Source organism: Stenotrophomonas mori, from assembly GCF_023556335.1.
GTDB classification, from domain to species: Bacteria; Pseudomonadota; Gammaproteobacteria; order Xanthomonadales; family Xanthomonadaceae; genus Stenotrophomonas; species Stenotrophomonas mori.
The window spans coordinates 22,385-44,110 of the sequence record NZ_JAIKTS010000001.1; the positions used below are offsets into that span (position 1 = coordinate 22,385).

General features: G+C 72.4%; 17 protein-coding genes. 7 read left to right on the plus strand and 10 right to left on the minus strand.

Features of this window, described 5'->3' with window-relative positions; translation table 11 throughout:
- Positions 1–141 precede the first annotated feature (141 nt).
- Positions 142–2,379: a TonB-dependent receptor gene (locus K5L01_RS00120; RefSeq protein WP_250060815.1), complete on the plus strand. Its 2,238-nt coding sequence runs from the start codon at positions 142–144 to the stop codon at positions 2,377–2,379.
- A 929-nt stretch (positions 2,380–3,308) separates the two neighbouring features.
- Positions 3,309–6,656: a hybrid sensor histidine kinase/response regulator gene (locus tag K5L01_RS00125; protein WP_250060817.1), complete on the plus strand. Its 3,348-nt coding sequence runs from the start codon at positions 3,309–3,311 to the stop codon at positions 6,654–6,656.
- Between the two features lie 25 nt (positions 6,657–6,681).
- On the opposite strand, the gene K5L01_RS00130 is transcribed toward K5L01_RS00125, so the two are convergent.
- Positions 6,682–7,002: an ArsR/SmtB family transcription factor gene (locus tag K5L01_RS00130; protein WP_250060819.1), complete on the minus strand. Its 321-nt coding sequence runs from the start codon at positions 7,000–7,002 to the stop codon at positions 6,682–6,684.
- A gap of 80 nt (positions 7,003–7,082) precedes the next feature.
- Here K5L01_RS00130 and K5L01_RS00135 point away from each other — a divergent pair, with 80 nt between their 5' ends.
- Genes K5L01_RS00135 through K5L01_RS00145 form a run of 3 tightly spaced genes read left to right on the plus strand, consistent with a single transcriptional unit; the run spans position 7,083 to position 8,835 of the window.
- Positions 7,083–7,970, plus strand: coding sequence for an MBL fold metallo-hydrolase (locus tag K5L01_RS00135; protein WP_250060821.1), 888 nt, complete (start codon positions 7,083–7,085; stop codon positions 7,968–7,970).
- Positions 7,967–8,383 (plus strand): YeeE/YedE family protein, encoded by a 417-nt coding sequence (locus K5L01_RS00140; RefSeq protein ID WP_250060824.1) that lies wholly within the window; start codon positions 7,967–7,969, stop codon positions 8,381–8,383. Before K5L01_RS00135 ends, K5L01_RS00140 begins: the two co-directional genes overlap by 4 nt.
- Positions 8,380–8,835, plus strand: coding sequence for a DUF6691 family protein (locus tag K5L01_RS00145; protein WP_250060826.1), 456 nt, complete (start codon positions 8,380–8,382; stop codon positions 8,833–8,835). Before K5L01_RS00140 ends, K5L01_RS00145 begins: the two co-directional genes overlap by 4 nt.
- Before the next feature lie 82 nt (positions 8,836–8,917).
- Here the strand turns inward: K5L01_RS00145 and K5L01_RS00150 are convergent, their stop codons facing one another.
- Complete coding sequence (locus K5L01_RS00150; RefSeq protein WP_250060828.1) at positions 8,918–9,580, minus strand: response regulator transcription factor; 663 nt, start codon at positions 9,578–9,580, stop codon at positions 8,918–8,920.
- An 88-nt stretch (positions 9,581–9,668) separates the two neighbouring features.
- Positions 9,669–10,466, minus strand: coding sequence for a 3-hydroxybutyrate dehydrogenase (locus K5L01_RS00155; protein ID WP_250060830.1), 798 nt, complete (start codon positions 10,464–10,466; stop codon positions 9,669–9,671).
- 115 nt (positions 10,467–10,581) lie between these two features.
- Between K5L01_RS00155 and K5L01_RS00160 the strand changes: the two genes are divergently transcribed.
- Together K5L01_RS00160 and K5L01_RS00165 are read left to right on the plus strand one after the other, a co-directional pair.
- Positions 10,582–12,414: a 3-hydroxybutyrate oligomer hydrolase family protein gene (locus K5L01_RS00160; protein WP_272494017.1), complete on the plus strand. Its 1,833-nt coding sequence runs from the start codon at positions 10,582–10,584 to the stop codon at positions 12,412–12,414.
- A gap of 93 nt (positions 12,415–12,507) precedes the next feature.
- Entirely contained in the window at positions 12,508–13,104 is a 597-nt protein-coding gene (locus K5L01_RS00165) for a HutD/Ves family protein (protein WP_250060834.1), read from the plus strand.
- Between the two features lie 670 nt (positions 13,105–13,774).
- On the opposite strand, the gene K5L01_RS00170 is transcribed toward K5L01_RS00165, so the two are convergent.
- The 7 genes from K5L01_RS00170 to K5L01_RS00200 form a co-directional block, all read right to left on the minus strand.
- On the minus strand, positions 13,775–15,385 hold the full coding sequence (locus K5L01_RS00170) for a sulfite reductase subunit alpha (RefSeq protein WP_250060835.1): 1,611 nt from the start codon (positions 15,383–15,385) through the stop codon (positions 13,775–13,777).
- Positions 15,382–16,356 (minus strand): FAD:protein FMN transferase, encoded by a 975-nt coding sequence (locus tag K5L01_RS00175; protein ID WP_250060836.1) that lies wholly within the window; start codon positions 16,354–16,356, stop codon positions 15,382–15,384. Before K5L01_RS00175 ends, K5L01_RS00170 begins: the two co-directional genes overlap by 4 nt.
- Positions 16,357–16,455: 99 nt before the next feature.
- Positions 16,456–17,262, minus strand: coding sequence for a DUF4198 domain-containing protein (locus tag K5L01_RS00180; RefSeq protein WP_250060837.1), 807 nt, complete (start codon positions 17,260–17,262; stop codon positions 16,456–16,458).
- A 32-nt stretch (positions 17,263–17,294) separates the two neighbouring features.
- Entirely contained in the window at positions 17,295–17,816 is a 522-nt protein-coding gene (locus tag K5L01_RS00185; protein ID WP_250060838.1) for a DUF2271 domain-containing protein, read from the minus strand.
- 25 nt (positions 17,817–17,841) lie between these two features.
- Positions 17,842–18,489: a PepSY-associated TM helix domain-containing protein gene (locus K5L01_RS00190; protein ID WP_250060839.1), complete on the minus strand. Its 648-nt coding sequence runs from the start codon at positions 18,487–18,489 to the stop codon at positions 17,842–17,844.
- Positions 18,490–18,665: 176 nt separating this feature from the next.
- Positions 18,666–21,050, minus strand: coding sequence for a TonB-dependent receptor domain-containing protein (locus K5L01_RS00195; protein WP_250060840.1), 2,385 nt, complete (start codon positions 21,048–21,050; stop codon positions 18,666–18,668).
- Between the two features lie 125 nt (positions 21,051–21,175).
- Entirely contained in the window at positions 21,176–21,532 is a 357-nt protein-coding gene (locus tag K5L01_RS00200; RefSeq protein WP_250060841.1) for a hypothetical protein, read from the minus strand.
- Positions 21,533–21,726: the final 194 nt, after the last annotated feature.

Sequence of the window (21,726 nt, forward strand, 5' to 3'; positions counted from 1 at the left end):
GATGCCGGGCAGTATCCGCAGCGGTCCCGGCGCGGCCCACTGTACGAACGGACGATGCGCCGCGGCCCGGCCGGCCGCTACCGTGCGCAGCATGGGCGGCATCCGTGTGCCGTCGTGTCATGCCCGGGAGGAGGGAGACCAATGAAGCGCAAGTATCTGTGCATGGCCGTGGGCTGTGCGTTGCTGGCCCCGGCCGTGTTCGCCCAGGCCCGGCAGCCGGCGGCTCCGACCGCCACGCCGCAGGCCACGCAGCTGGACGAGGTCACCGTGACCGCACGCCGCCGCGCCGAGTCCATCCAGGACGTGCCGGTGGCGGTGTCGGCCTTCGGCGAGGAGCAGCTCAAGGACCTGCAGGCCGCGACCGTGGAAGGCCTGCAGGGCGCGGTGCCGAACATGAACATCGCCCAGGGCCGCGGCTCGGCCAACAGCGTCAACGTCGCCATCCGCGGCATCGGCCAGCCCGACGCCCTGCAGACCTTCGACCCCGGCGTGGGCATGTACGTGGACGACGTCTACTACTCGCGCATCAACGGCGCGCTGTTCTCGCTGTTCGACATCCAGCAGCTGGAAGTGCTGCGCGGCCCGCAGGGCACGCTGTACGGCAAGAACTCCACGGGCGGTGCGATCAAGCTGACCACCAAGGATCCGTTCGACAACCAGGGCGGCGCGGTGGAGCTCACCGCCGGCGACTACGGCCGCTTGGAAGGCCGCGTCTACGCCTCGGGCCAGCTCAGCGATACCGTGGCCGGAAGCATCGCCGGCGCCAAGATCACCAACGACGGCCATGTCAGGGACGCCGGCACCGGCAAGCGCTACAACGACGACGACACCGGGGCGCTGCGCGTCAAGCTGGCCTTCAACCCGGCCGACAATTTCCGCGCCACCCTGTCGCTGGATACCACCCGGCAGGATGCGGCGCTGACCATGGGCCGGCCGATGGCCGACCTGCGCCAGACCGACCTGGCGCTGGGCACGGTGGTGCTCAAGCCGGCCGAGACCGGCAAGTGGGACCGCCGCGTCCGCACCTCGTTCAAGGACGGCCAGGGCCAGTACCTGCGGCACTCCGGCGCGGCGCTGGCGATGGACTGGGACATCGACGGGCAGTGGACGCTGAAGAGCATCAGCGCCTACCGCAAGCTCAAGACCCGCTCCTTCATCGACATCGACGCCTCCGAGTACGAACTGGGCGATGTGCTGGTCGCGCTGGACCAGAACCAGAAGAGCCAGGAGTTCCAGCTGCACTACGACAACGGCTCCAGCCTGCATGCCACCTTCGGCGCGTACTACATGCAGGAGAACGTGCCGTCCTACCAGGAGGCCTACGCCGACGACCTGTTCGCGCTGCTGGGCACGCCCATTCCCTTCCTGCGCACCATCGACGACGACCTGCGGACCACCTCCACCGCCGCCTTCGCCCACCTCAACTGGGAGTTCGCGCCGAGCTGGACGGTGGCCGCCGGGGTGCGCTGGACCAAGGACAAGAAGGACTACGAACGCTCCACCAGTACCTTCTGGGGCGCGCCGATGACCGCGCTGGACGAGACTGTCGCCTTCGCCGCCAAGGCCTCGTGGACCGCGGTGACGCCCTCGCTCAGCCTGCAGAAGGCCTTCGGTGACAACCTGATGGGCTACCTGTCGGCCAACCGCGGCTTCAAGTCCGGCGGTTTCAACGGCCGCGCCAACAGCGTGTACGACACCCAGCACGCCAAGTTCGATCCGGAATACGTATGGACCTACGAGCTGGGCCTGAAGGGCAGCTCCGCCGACCACCGCTTCCGCGGCAGCGCCGCGGCGTTCTACAGCAACTACAGCGATTTCCAGGCGCGGGTCTCCCAGGACGTGGGCACGTTCCCGGTGTTGAACGCGGCCAAGCTCAACATCAAGGGCATCGAACTGGAAGGCAGTGCGCTGCTGGGCGAGGCCACCACGCTGAGCGCCCAGCTCGGCTGGATGGACGCCAAGTACGACCGGTTCGAGGATTTCCGGCTGGATCCTTCCTATCCGGGCTTCGACCCGGATGTGAGCCACGACCATGTGCCGTTCTCGCCGGACTGGACCGCGCGCGTGGCCCTGCAGCACGTGGTCGCGCTGGGCGACCACGGCAGCCTGACCTTCGGCGGCGACGTTTCCTACCGCGGCAAGACCTGGTTGAGCGTGGACAACCGCGCGGTGCTGAGCCAGGACGCCTATACCCTGGTCGGACTCTATGGCGTGTGGGACTCGCCGCAGCTGGTCTGGCAGGTACGCGCCGGCGTGCGCAACCTGACCGACAAGCAGTACAAGACCGAAGGCCAGGAGTTCGCCAGCGTCGGCAACATCCAGACCGCCTACTACGGCCTGCCGCGCAACGGCTACGTATCGCTGCGCTACAACTTCTGAAGTGCCTGCGGGGCCGGGCGGGATATCCCGCCCACGCCGCCGGCGGCAGCGATCGTCGGCGCGGTGGTGCCGGGCGGTGCCCGGCGCCACCGGGAAAGGCCCGGCGCAGCGTCGCGCGTACAGGCTTCCGACACGCCATGGCCGGCCGTCAGAGAGAGCGTGTAGAGCGGAGCCCCGCTCCGCGGTGGCTTTCCCGGTGAGGCCGCTACCCAAAACGGCGGACGCGTCGGCAAGGCCCCGCCGGGCGGGGCCCGGCGCTACAGGGGAGGTGAGGGTTGCGGGATTCCAATGGCGCCGTGGCCGGCTGCGGGAAATGTCCTGTAGAGCGGAGCCCTGCTCCGCTGTGGCCGTCCCACGGATGCCGCCGTCGACGCTGGCAGGTGCGCGCACCAGGCAGGTCGGCAAGGCCCCGCCGGGCGGGGCCCGGCGCTACAGGGGAGGTGGGGGTTGCGGGATTCCAATGGCGCCGTGGCCGGTTGCGGGAAATGCCCTGTAGAGCGGAGCCCCGCTCCGCTGTGGCCTTCCCGCGGATGCCGCCGTCGACGCTGGCCGGTGCGCGCACCAGGCAGGTCGGCAAGGCCCCGCCGGGCACGGCCCGGCGCTACAGGGGAGGTGAGGGTTGCGGGATTCCAATGGCGCCGTGGCCAGCTGCGGGAAATGCCGTGTAGAGCGGAGCCGCGCTCCGCTGTGGCCGTTCCGCGGATGCCGCCGTCGACGCTGGCCGGTGCGCGGACCGGGCAGGTCGGCCGGGCCCCCGCCGGGCAGGGCCCGGCGCTACAGGGGCCTGCGGGCTGCGGCACGGGTGCAACGGAGGCGGATGGGGTGTCCAGGCGGCGGGGTGTGGTTTCCAGGGCCGGTGGCGGCTACGGCTCCTTTTCGCCGGTGGCGCGCCGTATCCTGCGCGCCATGCACACGGGGAACGCGTCCGCATGTTGAGCTTGGTGACCGTGGTGCTGGCCGGGGTCGCCTGGCTGGTGCTGATGTTCGGCGTGGCGCTGTACGGCGAGCGCCGGCCGGCGGTGCTCGCCCGGCACTGGCGGCATGTCTATGCGCTGTCGTTGGCGGTGCACTGCACTTCGTGGACGTTCTACGGCACGGTGACCCAGGCGGCGCGCTACGGCTGGCCGCTGCCGCCGACCTTCGTCGGCGCGATCCTGTTCTACGTGCTGGGCATCGGCGTGATGGTGCGCCTGGTGCGGCTGGCGCGCGAGACCAACGCCACCTCGCTGGCCGACCTGATCGCCGCGCGCCTGGGTCGTGATGCGTGGCTGGCGGCGACGGTGACCCTGGTCGCCGCGCTCGGCCTGATTCCGTACATCGCGCTGCAGCTCAAGGCGGTGGCGATGAGCTTCGGCATGCTGACCCGGGGGGCGTCCGGGGCCGTGCAGGATGCGGCGCCCTGGCGCGACAGCGCGCTGTACGTGGCGCTGGCGATGGCGTTGTTCGCGGTGCTGTTCGGCGCGCGCCGCGCCGACGTCTCCGAGCACAACCGGGGCCTGGTGCTGGCGATGGCCGCCGAGTCCCTGTTCAAGCTGGGGGCGATGCTGGCGCTGGGGGTGTTCGTCTGGTTCGGCCTGGAGCCGGTGGCGTCCACGCCGCCGGCTTCGCTGCCGGCGGCTCCGCCCGGGGGCTTCATGCCGCTGGTGCTGCTCGGCGCGCTGGCGATGTTCCTGCTGCCGCACCAGTTCCATGTCGGGGTGGTCGAATGCCGCGATCCGGCCGACATCCGCACCTCGCGCTGGCTGTTCCCGCTGTACCTGCTGCTGATCGCGCTGCCGATCCTGCCGCTGGCCCGCGCCGGCGGCGTGCTGCTCGGCGACAGCGTGCCCAGCGATCTGTACACGCTGGCGCTGCCGTTCTCGGCCGGGCACACCGGGGTCGCGCTGTTCGCCTTCCTTGGCGGACTCAGTGCGGCGACCGGCATGGTGGTGGTCAGCACCCTGACGCTGAGCCTGATGATCGGCAACCACTGGTTCGCGCCGGGCCTGCTGCGCAGCACCTGGGCGCGTGCCGGCGGCGACCACCGCCGCGAACTGGTGTGGCTGCGGCGGGCCGGCATCTGCGTGATCATGCTGCTGGCCTGGGCCTACAGCCGGCTGATCGGCGGTGGCAACGTGCTGGCCGACATCGGTGCGATCTCGTTCTCGGCGATGGCCACGCTGGTGCCGGTGCTCGGCTTCGCGATCTGGCGCCCGCAGACACCGCCGCGCGCGGCGATCGTCGGTGTGCTGGCCGGTTTCCTCACCTGGGCCTGGGTGCTGCTGCTGCCGACGCTGCTGGAGGAGGGCGGACGGGTACCGGGATGGGTGCTGGCCGGGCCGTTCGGCTGGCGCTGGCTGGCACCAGAGGCGCTGTTCGGCCTGACCGGCTGGAGCCCGCTGGGACGTGCGGTCGGGGCCAGCCTGTTCGTCGGCACGCTGGCGACGCTGCTGGCCATGGCCGGACGCCGCGATGCGCCCGACCATGCCCGTCGCCGGCTCGATGCGCAGGCCCTGCGCGATGCCGGGCGCCGCTTCCTGCCCTGGGAGAAGGTGCAGCGCCTGCTTGCCGGAGCGCCGCGCCAGGGGCCGGTGCCGGCGGCGATCGAGGCCGGCGTCGAGCGCGAGCTGTCGGCGGTGCTGGGCACGGCCTCCTCGCGGCTGCTGCTGGACGCGGCGCGCCGTGAGCGCGGCGACCTGGCCACCGTCGCGGCGATCGTCAGCGAGGCCTCGCAGGACCTGCGCTTCAACCAGCAGGTGCTGCAGGCGGCGCTGCAGAACATGAGCCAGGGCATCAGCGTGATCGATCGCGACCAGCGGCTGGTCGCCTGGAACCGCCCCTATGCCCAGCTGTTCGGCTTCCCCGATGCGCTGCTGCAGGTGGGGCGGCCGATCGTCGACCTGACCCGCTGGGCGCTGCAGGCGCTGCCGCAGCGCGGCAGCGACGAGCGTGCGGTCGACCGGCGGCTGGCGTTCATGCGCGCGGGCACCGGGCATCTCACCGAACGGGTGTTCCCCGACGGGCGGATCGTCGAGATCCGCGGCAACCCGATGCCCGGCGGCGGCTTCGTCGCCACCTTCACCGACGTCACCGCGTTCCGCCGTACCGAACAGGCGCTGATGCGCAGCAACGAGACCCTGGAGCAGCGCGTGTGCGAGCGCACCGCGCTGCTGGAAGCGGCCAAGCGCGAGGCCGAGCGCGCCAACGACGCCAAGAGCCGCTTCCTGGCCGCCATCGGCCATGACCTGCTGCAGCCGCTGCACGCCGCGCACCTGTTCACCGACAGCCTGGCGCAGCAGGTGCAGGCGCCCCCGCAGCAGCAGGCGGTGGCGCAGATCCGCGGCGCGCTGGATTCGACCGCGCAGCTGTTGACCGGGCTGTTCGACATGTCGCGGCTGGAGGCCGGCGGACTGGTGCCGCAGCCGCGGGCCATGCCGCTGGCCGAGGTGCTGGACCCGCTGGCCTCGGAATTCCGCGCGCTGGCGGCGGCGCGCGGGCTGGCGTTCCACTACGTGCCGACCCGGGCGTGGGCGCACAGCGATCCGCAGCTGCTGCGCCGGGTGCTGCAGAACTTCCTGGCCAATGCGGTGCGCTATACCGCGCGCGGCGGTGTGCTGCTGGGGGTGCGCCGGGCCGGCGGGCGGTTGCGCATCGAGGTGCACGACACCGGCCCGGGCATCGCGCGGGAGGACCAGCAGCGCATCTTCGAGGAGTTCCGCCGCGGTGCGGACAGCGGTGGACAGGGCCTGGGCCTGGGGCTGGCGATCGCCGACCGCATCGCCGGGCTGCTGGACGCGCCGCTGCGGCTGCGCAGCCAGCCGGGGTGCGGCACGGTGTTCTCGGTGGCGCTGGCCGGTGCCACGGCACCGCCGCCGGCGGCCGGACCGGTGGCACAGGGCGTGGAGCCGCCGCCGGCGGTCCTGCGGGTGCTGGTGGTGGACAACGATCCGGCGGCCCTGGCCGGGCTCGCGGCGCTGCTGCGCGGCTGGGGCTACGAGGTGGCGGAAGCGGCCGACGGCACCGCGGCGGCGGCGGCGATGCAGGCCGCGCCGGCGGCCCTGTGGCTGTTCGACTACAACCTGGACGACGGCGATACCGGGAGCGCCCTGCACGCGCGGCTGGGGGCGCGCTTCGGCGCGCGGCCGACGCTGATCCTCAGTGCCGACGACAGCCTGGCCACGCGCCGCCAGGTGCTGGAGCGGGGGCTGACCCTGCTGCACAAGCCGGTGCGGCCACTGGCGCTGAAATCGGTGCTGGACCGGCTGCTGGCCGCGCGCACGCTGGCGCCAGCGCCCTGAACGTGTCTGTTCCGGCAGTGCCGGGTCAGTGCCGGTGGGTGCCGCAGTAGGCGTCGTGCAGCGCCCGCATCACCCCCAGCGCGGGGCTGTCGGCGAGCGTGTAGAAGATGCTCTGCGCTTCGCGCCGGGTCGCGACCAGCCCGGCCTCGCGCATCAGCGCCAGGTGCTGGGACAGCGCCGACATCGACAGGCCGACGCCGGCCTGCAGTTCGCCGACCGACGCCTCGCCCTCCACCAGCCGGCAGAGCACCCGCAGGCGCGCCGGGTGGGCGAGCGATTTCAGCAGCTGCGCGGCCTGCTCGGCATGGGCCTGCATCTGCTCGGTATCCAGGTCGGACGCGTTCATGGCGGACGGGGGCGGGGGCTTGTGGTCGCGGAGCGGAGAGTTTAGTTTAGAAAAACCTAAATTACAAAACGGTCCTCCCCATGCCCCCGACTTCCCTGCCTTCCCCCCGGGTCGAAGCCTTCCACGACAAGGACACCGGGACCTTCAGCTACGTCGTGTACGACGAGGTCGGCGGTGCCGCGGCGATCATCGACCCGGTGCTGGACTACGCGCCGGCCGCGGCCCGCATCGGCACCGCGTCGGCCGACGCGCTGCTGGCCTTCGTGCGCGAACGGCAGCTGGCGGTGGAATGGATCCTGGAGACCCACGCGCACGCCGACCACCTCAGTGCGGCCGGCTACCTGGCCGACATCCTGCGGGCACCGGTGGCGATCGGGCGCGGCATCGTCCAGGTGCAGGCGCGCTTCAAGGCGCTGTTCGGGCTCGGCGACGAGTTCGTGGCCGACGGCCGCCAGTTCGACCGCCTGTTCGTCGACGGCGACCGCTTCCGCATCGGCACGCTGGAAGCGCGGGTGATCGCCACCCCGGGGCATACCGACGACAGCCTGACCTACCTGGTCGGTGACGCCGCGTTCATCGGCGACACCCTGTTCGCGACCGACACCGGGACCGCGCGCACCGATTTCCCCGGCGGCGACGCGCACCGGCTGTTCGCCTCGATCCAGGCGATCCTGGCGCTGCCGCAGGACACCCGCCTGTACCTGTGCCACGACTACCCGGGCGACCGGCGCGAGGCACGGCCGCAGACCCGCATCGACGAGCAGGTCGCCGACAACCCGCACCTGCAGGACGGCGCCGACGAGGCGGCCTTCGTGCGGATGCGCCAGGAGCGCGACGCGACCCTGCCGGTGCCACGGCTGATCCTGCCGGCGCTGCAGGTCAACATCCGCGGGGGCCGCCTGCCGGATCCCGATGCCAACGGCGTCCGCTACCTGCGGCTGCCGCTGGACCGGATGGAGGCCCCGTGACGGGCGCCGCCGGCAGCGCCCTGGCCGGGGGCGTGCTGATCGGCGTGGCCGCGACGCTGCTGCTGGCGCTGACCGGACGCATCGCCGGCATCAGCGGCATCCTCGGCGGGGTGTTGCGGCCGCAGCGGGGCGAACTCGCCTGGCGGCTGGCGTTCCTGCTGGGGCTGGTGGCGGCCGGGGCGGCATGGCTGGCGTGGATGCCGGGCGCGCCGCCGCCGCGGCAGGGGTTCCCGCCGGTGCTGCTGGTGATCGCCGGGCTGCTGGTCGGGATCGGCACGCGCATGGGCAACGGCTGCACCAGCGGCCATGGTGTCTGTGGCCTGGGGCGGTTGTCGCTGCGGTCCCTGGTGGCGGTGGTGGTGTTCATGGCCACCGCGATCGCGACCACCTATGTCGTGAGGCATGCGGCATGACCTCCTGGCGCGTCTCCCTGGCGGCGCTGCTGGCCGGCGCCCTGTTCGGGCTCGGGCTGGCGGTGTCCGGCATGACCGACCCGCAGCGCATCCTCGGGTTCCTGGATGTGGCCGGCGACTTCGACCCCAGCCTGCTGTTCGTGCTGGGCGGTGCGGTGGGCACCACCCTGCTGGCGTTCCGCGTCGTGCTGCGCCGGCCCGCGCCGCTGCTGGCGCCGGGCTTCCAGCTGTCGGAGGTGCGCCGTCTCGATGCGCGGCTGCTGGGGGGAGCGGCACTGTTCGGCATCGGCTGGGGGCTGGCCGGCTACTGCCCGGGGCCGGCACTGGTGGGCCTGGGAGTCCGCGCAACCGAGGCCGGGCTGTTCGTGCCGGCGATGCTGGCCGGCATGCTGCTGTACGGGCGCATCGACAGGAAACGCCCGATGCGCGGTGCGGCGCGGCCCGGGGAGTGAGCAGCGCGGTGGAGGGTGGTTCCACGCCCCGGAGCCGGGCGAGGAACCGGGGCGCAGGATGCTCTCGTGGCCCGCGGCGCGCCTACAGCGCCTGGCGGGCGGGATCACTGAGCTCCAGCTCGCGCAGCACCACGCTGGCCTGGGTGCGGTTGCGCACGCCCAGACGCTCGAAGATCGCCGACAGGTGCGCCTTGACCGTGCGTTCCTGCACCTCCAGGCGGTCGGCGATCTGCTTGTTGAGCAGGCCTTCGGCGACCAGCGCCAGCACCCGGAACTGCTGCGGTGACAGGCTGGCCAGACGCGCGGCCAGTTCGCTGTCGTGGCGCGAGGACTGTGCACGGGCCACCGCCGCACGCAGCGACGCCGGCAGCCATTGCTCGCAGGCCATCACGCTGCGGATCGCGTCGCGCAGTTCGTCCAGGCCCGAGCTCTTGGGCAGGTAGCCGGCGGCGCCGTGGTCGAGCGCGCGCCGCACCACGCGCGGGTCGTCGTTGGCCGAGACCACGATCACCGCCACTCCCGGGTGCTGGGCGCGGATCGCCGCCAGCCCGGCCAGGCCGTGGTTGCCGGGCATGTGCAGGTCGAGCAGGATCAGGTCGGTGTCCGGTGCCGCGTCCAGGGCGGCGAGCACGCCCTCCAGCGACTCGGCCTCCTGTACCTGCAGGCCGGCCACGGCATCGCCCGCGGCCTGGCGCAGTGCGGCGCGGAACAGCGGGTGGTCGTCGGCGATCAGCAGGCTGGGCATGGCGAGGGGCCCCGGGCGGGTGGAGGAACGGCAAGGCCGAGTAAAGGCAGCCGTGGCCGCAAAAGCAACCGCGTGGCCGCCGCGGCGGCTACTGCGCGGTCCAGCCGCCGTCCATCGGCAGCGCCGTCCCGGTGAGGTTGTGGGCCTCCGGCCGGCACAGCCACACCACCATCGCGGCGATGTCCTCCGGCAGCGACATGCGCAGGCTGGGCTGCTTCTCCTCCAGCAGGGCGCGCACGCCCTTGTCGCGGTCGCCACCGTTGCGGTGGGCCTGGATCTGCGGCTCGATCAGCGGCGTCTCCACCCAGCCCGGGCACACGCAGTTGACGGTGACGCCCCCCGTGTCGCGGCTGCCGGCGGCCGCGTATTCGAGCGCCGCGACCTTGCTCAGGCCGACGAGGCCGAACTTGCTGGCCACGTAGGGAGCCTTGTCCCTGGACGCCACCAGCCCATGCACCGAGGCGATGTTCACCACCCGCCCGTAGCCGCGCGCGGCCATGCCCGGCAGGGCCTGCTGCATGGTGTGGAAAGCGGCGCTGAGGTTGATGGCGAGGATGTCGTCCCAGCGCGAGGCCGGCTGTTCGGCCAGCGGCGCGGCGTGCTGGATGCCGGCGCAGTTGACCAGCACGTCGAGCGCGCCCGCGTCCTGGACCGTGGCCATCATCGCGGCGATCGCACCGGGGTCGCGCAGGTCGGCGTCGACGTGGCGGGCCTCGCCACCGGCCGCGGCGACGCTGGCGAGCGCGGCGTCGATCTGCGCGGCGGTGCCCAGGCCGTTGATCGCCACCCGCGCGCCGGCCGCGGCCAGTGCCCGGGCGATGGCCAGGCCGATGCCGGATGTACTGCCGGTCACCAGTGCGGTGCGGCCGTGCAGGAAGCGCTCCATGGGGAACTCCGTGGGACAGGTGGGGAAAGGCTGCCGAACGTAGCAGTCCGGATGCAAGCGCGGCGTGGTACGAAAGTACGATGGGCCGCCCGCCGGGCTCTGCTAGGGTGGCCGCATGAATGCTTGCCTCCTGCGCGCCGCCTGCGGCCTCATCGTCGGACTCGGCCTGGCTGCGTGTGCCGGCGGACCGGCATCCACGTCCACGGAGCCTTCCATGTTCAGCCACGAACTGCGCAGCGAACACCGCGGCACCGACGACCTGCTGACCGCGGGCCTCGGCCAGGCGGGGCTGCGCAGCCCGGTGCCGCCGGGCTTCGCCGATCCGTCCGCGCCGACCCTGGAGGAGCTGCGCCGGCGTGCACTGTGGGGCAGCTGGCGCGGGATCGCCGACCTTGCCCCGGGCGGCGGCTACGGCGAGCTGTTCGGCACGCTCGCGCCCGTGCCGGGGCGCGAGTACGCGGCCTACGCGCGCCTGCCGGGCGCCCACCAGCCGCACCGCGTGCTGGCGCAGGTGCCGGATGCTTTCGATACCGGCAAGCGCTGCGTGCTGGTGGCGCCGGCCTCCGGTTCGCGCGGCGTCTACGGCGCGGTGTCGGTGGCCGCCGCCTGGGGCCTGCCGAAGGGCTGCGCGGTGGTCTATACCGACAAGGGCGCCGGCAGCGACTATTTCGACCTGGACACCCTGAGCGGGGTGCGGGCCAACGGCATGGTCGGCGCGCTGGGCGAGGTCGACGACCTGGCCTTCGTGCCCGATGCGCCGGTCAACGCCAGCGGGGTCGCGTTCAAGCACGCCCATTCCAAGGACAACCCCGAAGCCGACTGGGGCCGGCATGTGAAGCAGGCCGCCGAGTACGCGCTGCTGGCGCTGGACCAGGCATTCCCGCAGGCGGCGCCGTTCACCTTCGACAACACCCGGATCATCGCCGTGGGCATCTCCAATGGCGGTGGCGCGGTCCTGCAGGCGGCCGCGCTGGAGGGCGACTGGCTGGACGCGGTGGTCGCCGGCGAGCCCAGCGTGCTGTCCGATGGCCCCGGTGCGCGCGCGCTGTACGACTACGCCACCGAGGCCGCGCTGCTGATGCCCTGCGCGCAGCTGCACATGACCGACCTGCCGCAACCGCCGCTGACCGCGGCGCTGCAGGCCGGTGCACTCGTGCGCTGCGCGAGCCTGGCGACGGAAGGGGTCATCGGCGGCGCCACGCCGGCGGCGCAGGCCAGGGCCGCCTACGAACGGATGCTGGACAAGGGCTGGACCGACGCCGCGCTGCGTGCCGGCGCGCTGTCCACCGGGTTCGACCTGTGGCGCGCGGTCGCCGTGGCCTATGCCTCGGCCTATGGGCGCTACGGGGTGGGTGAGCACCCCTGCGGCTACGGTTTCGCCGCGCAGAACCCGGACTTCTCGCCCCGTCCGGCCACCGCCGCCGAGCGCGCGGCGTGGATCGCCGACGGCGGCGGCATCCCGCCGGGCGCCGGCGTCGGCCTGCTCGACAGCAGGCTGCAGCTGCCCGACCTGACCTACGCCGGCCTGAAGTGCCTGCGCGGGCTGTGGGAGGGACAGGACGCGGCGGCCCGCCGCGTGCAGGCCGGCATCCAGGCCACCCGCACCGGCCTGCCGCGCGCGGGCCTGCCGGTGATGGTGGTGCATGGCAGCGACGACGGCCTGATCCCGCCGGCGTTCAGCAGTACGCCCTACGTGACCGCGGCCCAGGCGGCCGGGCGCGAGGTGCGCTACTGGCAGGTGCGCAACGTGCAGCACTTCGACGGTTTCCTCGGCCTGCCCGACTACGCCGCGCGTTACCTGCCCCTGCTGCCCTACGTGTATGCCGCGCTGGACCGCGTGCAGGCGCGCCTGGACGAGGGCACGCCGCTGCCCGACGATGCCGTGCTGCAGACGCGGCCGCGTGCCGGCGCACCGCTGAGCGCCGGGCACCTGGCACTGCCGCGCTGAGCGCTGCCACGGCCGCCGGCGCAGGCAGCGCGGCGGTGGCCGTCGCGGTCGCCGGAAGCCGCCGGCTGCGCACGGCGATGGCATCATGCGCGCATGGATGCCCTGAGTACCCCTTCCCACGTCATTCCCTCGGCCCGGTACCAGCGCGAGCGCTGGCGCAACGGCCTGGGCTGGACCCGTGAAATCCTGCGCCTGCCCGCGCAGGGCGAATGGCAGCTGCGCCTGTCCATCGCCGAGATCGAACAGGACGCCGCGTTTTCCGCCTTCCCGGGCGTCGAGCGCGAGCTGGTGCTGCTCCAGGGCGAGGGCCTGCGGCTGCGCTTTGCCGATGGCCGCTGCACCACCCTGGTGCCGCCCTACCAGCGGTTGCGTTTCGCGGGCGAAGAGGCGGTCGACGGCGAACTGGTGGATGGCGCCACCCAGGACTTCAACCTGATGTGGCGGCGCGACCGCCTGGCCGCCGAGCTGCTGCATCGGCCGCTGGTCGGCAGCCTGCTGTTCTTCAGCGAGCCGCAGGCCGCCTGGGCGATCCACCTGCTTGCCGGGCAGGCGGCGTTCGAGGACGACGTACTGCCCCCGCTGGCGGCCGGCGACACCGCCTGGCTGGGGGCCGGTGCGCGCCGACGGTTCCTGCTGCAGGGCGGCGGCGAACTGCTGGCGATCCGGGTGACCCCGGCCGACGTGCGGTAGCGGTACCTTTCCCCCGCCACGGACCTGCCATGCCCGCGGACCCCGGCTCATCGGAGCGCGGAGCACCGCATGCAAGAGCCGGCCGGGCAGGTCGGTACGGCCCGCCGGGCGGGGCCCGGCGCTACAGGGGCGGGTCGGTGCCGCGGGGTGCCGGGAACCGTGGCCGGTTGCCGGCACTGTCGTGTAGCGCGGAGCCGCGCTCCGCTGCGGCCGTCCCGCGGATGCCGCCGTCGAAGCCGGCCGGCACGTGGACCGGGCAGGTCGGTACGGCCCGCCGGGCGGGGCCCGGCGCTACAGGGGCGGGTCGGTGCCGCGGGGTGCCGGGAACCGTGGCCGGTTGCCGGCACTGTCGTGTAGCGCGGAGCCGCGCTCCGCTGTGGCCGTCCCGAGGATGCCGCCATCGAAGCTGGCCGGCGCGTGGGCCGGGCAGGTCGGTACGGCCCGCCGGGCGGGCCAGCGCGACAGGGGCGGGTCGGTGCCGCCGGTTGCCGGGAACCGTGGCCGGTTGCCGGCACTGTGGTGTAGAGCGGAGCCGCGCTCCGCTGTGGCCGTCCCGAGGGTGCCGCCGTCGAAGCTGGCCGGCGCGTGGGCCGGGCAGGTCGGTGCGGTTACGCCCGGCGGGGCCTCGCACCATGGGCGGAAGGCCAGGGGGGCATCGACGGTGGGGGCGTCAGTAGACGTCGCGGCGGTAGCGGCCGGCGATCCGCAGGGCGTCGTGGGCGTCCTTGCCGAGGGCGTCGATGATCACCGCGTCCACCGCCGGGGCCATGCCCTGCAGGCTGCCGCAGACCAGGATCGTCGCGCCCTGGGCCACCCAGTCGCGCAGGCGGGCACCGTGTGCGGCCAGGGCGTCCTGCACATAGCGGTGGGCGCCGCCATCGCGGCTGAAGACCGTGTCGAGGTGGGTGATCCACCCGTCGTGCCGCCACTGCTCCAGTTCGTCGCCGAAGTGGAAGTCATGGGCGGCGTTGCGTTCGCCGAACAGCAGCCAGTTGCGCCGCGCTCCGGCGTCGATGCGGGCGCGCAGGTGCGCGCGCAGCCCGGCGATGCCGGTGCCGTTGCCGATCAGCAGCAAGGGGGCGGTGGTGGCCGGCGGGTGGAAGTTGGGGTTGCTGCGCAGGCGCAGGTCGATGCTCGCGCCGATGTCGGCGTGGTCGCACAGCCAGCCGCTGGCCAGGCCGGGGCTGCCGTCCGGGTGTTGCTGGCGGCGCAGCATCAGCTGCAGGCTGCCTTCGCCGGGCATCGAGGCGATGGAGTATTCGCGGTGCGGCAGTGGCGCGAGGCTCTGCGCCAGCTGTGCCGGGTCGCCGCCGTCGAAGCGCTCGGGCAGGTGGGAACGTGCGAGCAGCTCGCTCAGCGCGCGGCCGTCGGCGAGCCGGGTGGATTCGGGCAGGCGGTGGGCCTGCATCCAGGCGCCGACCGCGGCAGCGGACTGGCGCGGGCCGATCTCGGCGATGTCGCCGGCCTGCCAGTTGCAGGCGCCGTCTGCGGGCGGTTGCAGCGCCAGGTGGAACACCGGGCCGCCGGCGCTGCCGGGGTTGAGCCGCTGCCGTGCATGCAGTCGCCAGGGCTGGTAGTCGGGCAGGCTCCAGTCGGTGGCCGCGGCGCCTTCGCCGGCGAACTGGCCCAGCAGCTGCTGCCAATGACGCAGGGCCGCGGGGTCGGCATTGTCGACCTCCACACGGTCGAACAGCGGCTGCGCCTGGCAGGCGCGCAGCCAGTCGTCCAACTGCCTGCCGAAGGCGCAGTAGCGCGCATAGCCGCTGTCGCCCAGGGCCAGGACGGCATAGCGCAGGTGCGGCAAGGCCCGCGCTGAGTGCATCACCCGTGCCAGGAAGGCCAGGGCGTGGTCCGGCGGGTCGCCTTCGCCGGTGGTGCTGGCGATGAACAGCGCCCGCTGGCTGCCGTCGAGCAGCGGGGCGTCGAGCTGGTCGAGGGCGCGCAGGCGGGTGCGGTGGCCGGCCGCGCGCAGGGCCTGTGCGCTGCGTTCGGCCAACTGCTGGGCAAAGCCGGTCTGGCTGGCCCAGACCACCAGCACCGGAGGCGTATCGCCGGCGGCACTGTCTTCGCGCGCCGGGCGCACGCGCCACCACAGCGCCAGGCAGGCGCCGGCATACAGCGCCAGTGCGGCCAGCGCACCCCAGCCGCGGTCCGGGCGCGGCGCCGCCAGCCACCAGTCCTCGCCCAGGTGCAGGCGCAGCAGTGCGGCGGCGGCAAGCGCCAGCAGGGCCAGCACGCCGAGGTTGCCGAGCAGGGCGGGCGACGGGCGTGACAGGGTCATTGGCCGGCGGCGTCCAGGTACTGCTGGAAAGCGGGGGTCATGGTTTCCTCCAGGGCTTCGCCGCGGCGTGCCAGGAAGCGCGCGGCCAGGCCGTGGTGACCGGCGAAGGCGAGGCCTTCGACGGCTCCCATCACCGTCAGTGCGGTGGCCCAGGCATCGGCCTGCATCGCCTCGCGGGCGATCACCGTCACCGCGGCGGCCGCCTGGGCGACCGGCGCCAGCGTGCGCGGATCCAGGGTATGGCTGTAGCGCCGCCCGTCGCGTTCGTAGCGGTGCCAGCGGTCGCCGGAGGTGGCCACGGCCAGATCGTCCAGCGCCAGCACCCGGGGCGGATGCGCGGCGTCGGCGGTGTCCTCCGGGGCCGATTCGACCAGCACCCGCCAGGGCTGGCCGTCGGGCTTGCGGCCGTAGCCGTGCAGCTCGCCGCCGACCTCCACCAGCGCCGCGCTCACGCCGGCATCGCGCAGCCAGCGGCTGACCACGTCCACGCCGTAGCCTTTGGCGATGGCGGACAGGTCCAGCTGCAGGCCGCCGGGCTGCAGCACCGCGCGGGCTTCCGGGTCCAGCTGCAGGCGGTGCCAGCCGCAGTGGCCGCCGGCCTGGTCGCGCTGGGCGGTGTCGGGCACCTGTTGCACCCCGGCATGGGCGCCGAATCCCCACAGGGCGACCAGCGGGCCGAGGCTGGGATCGAAGGCGCCGCCGCTCTGCCGGGCGATGCTGCAGGCGGCGGCCAGCACCTGCCAGAAATCATCGGGCAGCGGCTGCCAGTGGCCGGCGCCGGCACGGTTGTAGCGGCTGATGTCGCTGTCCGCCTCCCAGGTGCTCATCTGCGCGACCACCCGGTCCAGCTCGCCCTGGATGCCGGCGTGCAGGCGGTGCAGGTCGCGGTCGGGCGCGGCCACCAGACGCACGCTCCAGCGCGTGCCCATGCTGTGGCCACCGAGCGTGGCGATGTCGGAAGAGAGGGACATTGAACGGAGGCGGAAGAATCGGGAACAGCGGGCCGGCACCGGGGCGGGCCGGCCCGTGGACGGGGCGGGGCGGCAGCGGTGCCGCCCGCGCCCGCGGGTTTACTGCGGCAGGACTTCCAGGGTGGCGACGTAGCTGAGGCGGCGCACGTCGGCCTGCGGCAGCGAAAGCTGCTGGTCCTCGCTGCCGGTTTCCAGCCAGTACATGCCCGCTTCCGGCCAGGTCACGGCGAACTCGCCCTGGGCATCGGTGGTGGTCTTGATCTCGTCCTGGGCGTTGCGGTAACGGGTGCCGCCGCGCACGATCTCCACCTCCAGCCCGGCCTGCGGCTTGCCGTCGACGAGCAGGCGGAAACGGGCCTGCTCGCCGGCGAACAGGTCGTTCGGATGGCCCAGGGCCACCAGCTCGATGCCCTTGCCGGTCGGGCGCAGCGCGGTGTCGCTGGGGCTGCCGTTGGTGACGAAGGTCTCCACCCGGCCGAGCGACTCGGACACCTTCAGGCCCGGCGCGTCCTTCGGGACCTCCCTGGCGAAGGCCGCGGCGTCACCGCGCCAGCGGCGCGGCTTGCCCTGTTCCTGCCAGCTGGCCGAGAGCCCGGCGTTGACGTTGGCCAGGCGGTAGGTGCCTTGCTGCGCCAGTTCGACGTCGAACACGCTGCGGTACTTGCCGGTGGCCACGTTCTGCGGCTGCACGTGGCTGCCGTCCGGTGCGGTGATGACCAGGTTGTCCACGCGCAGCGGCACATGATTGAAATAGAACAGGTCGTTGGACACCGCGGCGTCCACGGTGATCCACGGAGCATTGCCGGCGATCACGGTCTGCGACGGTTGCAGCCAGGCCTTGTGCGCGGCGGCGGTGAACGGCAATGCGGCGGCGAGCGCGGCGGCGAGGATCAGGCGATGTTTCATCGATGGACTCCGGCTGGTGACGTGGCGTGGGGTCAGGGTTTGATCGACAGGGCGACGCTGCCTAGTTCGGACGCGCCTTCGGCGCGCCCGTCCTGTGCGGCGCGGGCCGGCCAGGTGAAGGGGATCTTCAGCAGTTCGCGGCCGCCGACTTCGCGTACCGCTTCCACCACCAGCGCGTACTGGCCGGGCGGCAGGTCGCGCAGCGGCGCCTGGTTGTCGGCGAAGCTCAGCGTGTGGCGGCCGACCGGGCGGGTCGGGCCGGTCACGCCATCCACCGGCATCTGCAGTTCGCGCCCGCTCTTGCGCCACCACTGGCGCAGGTCCGGCAGCCACTTGGTGCCGTGGCCTTCGGCATTGGCGGTCTGCTGGTACCACACCGACAGGTTGGCGGCCGACTTCTGGGTGGCGTCCTCGATCCACACGGCCACGTAGGGGCGGTGGTACTCGGCGACGTTGAGCTTGGGAATCTCGACCTGGACGTCCAGGCTGGCGGCATAGGCCGCGGGTGCGGTGGCGAGCAGGCCGCTCAGGGCGATGGTCAGGGTGACGCGCATGGTGCGACTCCGTGCGGAAGCAGGTTCAGTGGATGAGGAGCAGGACGATCAGCAGCGGGATCAGCAGGCCCAGGCCGACCAGCGGCCAGGTCATGCGCCGCTGGCGGGCATGCAGGTGCAGCAGGAACAGGCCGGTGATGCAGAACACCAGGCAGGCCACCGCGAACAGGTCGATGAACCAGCCCCAGCCGGGGCCGGCGTTGCGGCCCTTGTGCAGGTCGTTGAAATAGGAGACCCAGCCCCGCCGGGTCTTCTCGAACTCGACCGCGCCGGTCGCGCGGTCGATGCTCAGCCAGGCATCGTTGCCGGGGCCGGGCATGGACAGGTAGACCTCCTCGGGCGACCACTCGGCCACGCGCCGGCCGATGGCCACGTCCAGCTCGCGCGACAACCAGTCGGCGACCTTGGCCGGCAGCGGTGCGTTGCCGTCCTGCGGCTGCGCGGCCAGGGCCTGGCGCAGCGGCGCCGGCAGCTCCAGCTGGTGGTTGGTGACGTCCGGCGTGGCCTCGATCTTCGCGGCGTGGTTGAGGGTGATGCCGCTGGCGGCGAACAGCAGCATGCCGACCAGGCACAGCGCCGAACTGATCCAGTGCCACTGGTGCAGCGTGCGCAGCCAGAAGCCGCGGCTGGCCTGCTGCTGGACGAGATCGGTGGAGGAACGTTCGGCGGACACGGAGAGTGGGCGATGGGGAAGGGGGGCCGGGAAGAGCCGGGATTAGATCATTGATGAGAATGATTCGCAATTTGTATGGAGGCCTGCCGGCATGCCGACCGCCGGCGACGCCCCGGGGGGCGTCGCGCGCGGTGACGCCGGTGCCCGGCGGTGCGGGCACCGGCTCCGCCATCCGCTCAGAAGCGGGCGTTGAAGCTCAACCAGAAACTGCGTGCCTTGTCCTTGTTGTTGTAGTCGTCGAAATACAGCACTTCGTTGCCGCCGTCGGCATAGGCGCCGTCACCGTCCAGGTCGGTGAACACGGTGCGGTAGGTGGTGAAGTCGCGGTCGAACAGGTTGTTGATGCGCGCGTGCACGGTCAGCCACTCGGTGGCCTCGAAGGACGCGCCCAGGTGGAACACGGTGTAGTTGCGGTAGTACAGCGGCTGGCCGGTGACCGTGCTGACATCGTTGAAGCGCTTGGAGCGCGCTTCGCCGCTGAGGAACAGGTTGAAGCGTTCGCTGGCACGCCAGTTGAAGGTGGCGTTGGCCATGTGCTTGGCGCTGTTGCCCAGCGGCAGGCCCTTGCGGGCGCCGCTCTTCTGCTCGCTGTCGGTGTAGGTGTAGTTGGCGCGCAGGTCGAACGCGTCGCTGATCGCCCAGCGGCCGGCCACCTCGGCCCCCTGGATCACCACCTCGTCGATGTTCACCGTCTTGCTGCTGGTGGCATAGCCCAGCTCCGCGTACTCGCCGGTGCTGGTGCAGTCCAGGGCCAGCCCGGCGCCGCACGGCTGGGAGGAGATCTTGTCGTCGAAGGCGTTGTGGAACAGGGTGGCGTTGAAGGCGTGCCCGTCCGGATGCTGCCAGTAGACCGCCAGCTCGGTGCTGGTGCTGGTCTCCGGCTTCAGGTCGGGATTGCCGAACATCGGCGAGGTGCCCTGGCCGCCGAAGCCGGTGACGCCGTCGTACAGCTGGGTGGTCTTGGGGGTCTTGAAACCGGTGCTGACGCCGCCCTTGACCGTCCAGCGCGCGTTGACGGTGTACACGCCGTACAGGCGCGGGCTCAGGTGGTCCCCGAACACGTCGTGGTTGTCGTAGCGCAGGCCGTAGGTGATGGCCAGCGGCGCGAGCACGGTCCAGGTGTCCTCGGCGAACAGCGAGTACATGTTGTGCTCCTGCCTGCGCCCGGGCGTGCCGGCCTCCATGCCGAACACGCCGTCGGTCAGTTCGCCGCGGATCACCTGGGTGCCGAACACCGCGACGTGCTCGCCGGCGGCCTGGAACGGGAGGTCGATCTTCGCGTCCAGGGTGTACTGCGCGCTTTCCAGCGTGCGCTTGGCGCGGGGCAGGAATGCCTGCTCGGCCGCGGCGCGGCGCTGGGCCTCGTCCAGCCCGGCGTAGGCACCGGTGCCGTTGAGCATCTGCAGCAGTTCGCGGCGCTCGGCGACGGTGAACGGCATGGTGCGGCCGTCGTTGTTGGTGGCCACGTGCGACAGCGAGACGGCGCTGTTGCCGAATGCCCAGTTGCCCTCGTGGGTCAGCGACCACGCATCGCGGGTGAACGCCTGGCGCGGGCCGTAGCCCACCCGCGGATCGGCGCGGGTGCAGGTGCCGAGGCTGATGCAGGGGCCGGCATTGCCGCGCCAGATGCTGTTGATGTTGTCCACGGTGCCGACCGGGTACTCCTCCACGCCCTGGTCGTTGATCTTGATCGCGTTGTCGTACTCCTGGCGCGAGGTGTCGTAGTCCAGGGTGAGGGTCTGCGCATCGGTCGGCGTCCAGGCCAGGCTGAGGCCGCCGGCCTTGTTGGTGTTGTCCACGGTCTTGCCGCCGCCGCCGAAGCCCAGCGCGCGGTTGTGCTCGACGCCGGCCGGATCGGTGACCGGCGAGTACGTCGGATTGGAGGCCTTGCGGTCGTACCAGCTGGCGCGCGCGCTGAGGTTCAGCACGCCCGGCAGCAGCGGGCCGGTGACGAACAGGTCGGCGGTGGTGTCGTCGCCGAACTCGCTGTTGCTCTCGACGGTGCGTGCCAGCGTGGCCGAGCCGTGCCAGCGGTCGAGCGTGCGCTTGGTGATGATGTTGATCACCCCGCCCATCGCGTCGGCACCGTACAGGGTGGACGCCGGGCCGCGGATCACCTCGATGCGCTCGATCGCGTCCAGCGGCGGGATGTGGTTGAACTGGTTGCCGCCGAAGTTGTTCGGGTAGATGTCGCCGTGGTTGTTCTGGCGCCGGCCGTTGACCAGGATCAGGGTGTAGTCCGAGCCCATGCCGCGCATGGAGATGCTGCCCTGGCCGGTCTTGTCGCGGGTCTCGCCGACGTCCACGCCTTCCAGTTCACGCACCGCATCGAGCAGGGTCATGTACGGACGCTTGGCCAGCTCCTCGCGGGTGATGACCGAGATGCTGGCCGGCGCATCGGTGACCTTCTGTTCGAAACCGCTGGCGGTGACCACCACCTTGTCCAGCGTGGTCGGGTTGCCACCGCCGTTGGCGAGGGCGGTGACGGGCAACGCGGCGAACACCGCGGTGGCGAGCAGGTGGCGGGAAACGGGGGCACGACGATGGTGGCGCTTGGCCATGGCAGACCTCGGGAAAAATGACGACAGACAGGCACCCGGCCGGCCGTTGGCGGGCCGGCGGCGGTGCGGTGGAAAACGGAGGGAAAGGGCGTGCCGGCGGTGCAGCCGGTCACGACGCGGGCGCGTTACGCCGCCGGTGGCGCCTGACCGTGCTGCAGGCGGAGTCCGCTCAGGCGGCGCGGTGCCGGGAGCGGCCGGGGCAGGGCCGGTGAGCGCACGACGGCCTGGAATGACGGCCGTGGCGGCCGTGGGCCGGCGGCCCGGCGGGCGGTGCGGGTGCGTTCGGAGCGGGAAGGCGAGGTGACGTCCTCACGCTCGACCATGCCGCCGCTGCCGGTGCGGTCTTCCGCGAGCAGCGCGGCACCGCCGGCCGCAACGGCCTGGGTGGCGGAGGCGATCCCCGCGACCTGCCAGGAGGTGGCCAGCAGCGACACCAGGAGCAGCACCCACAGGGCTGCCAGGCGCACGGTGGTGCCGTGCACGGAGCAGACCAGGGACACGGGGCGCGGCGGACGCTGCACGGATTTCCTCGATGGACGCCCAGGGCGTGGACGACGGCGCGGGATTGTAGTTGGGATTCATTAGCCCTTGCAAACGAGAATCGATATTGATTGTCGCGATGGCCGCCGCGGTTCCGGTGACGCTGGGCGCAGGCGAGGGAACGGGGGCGGCAGCG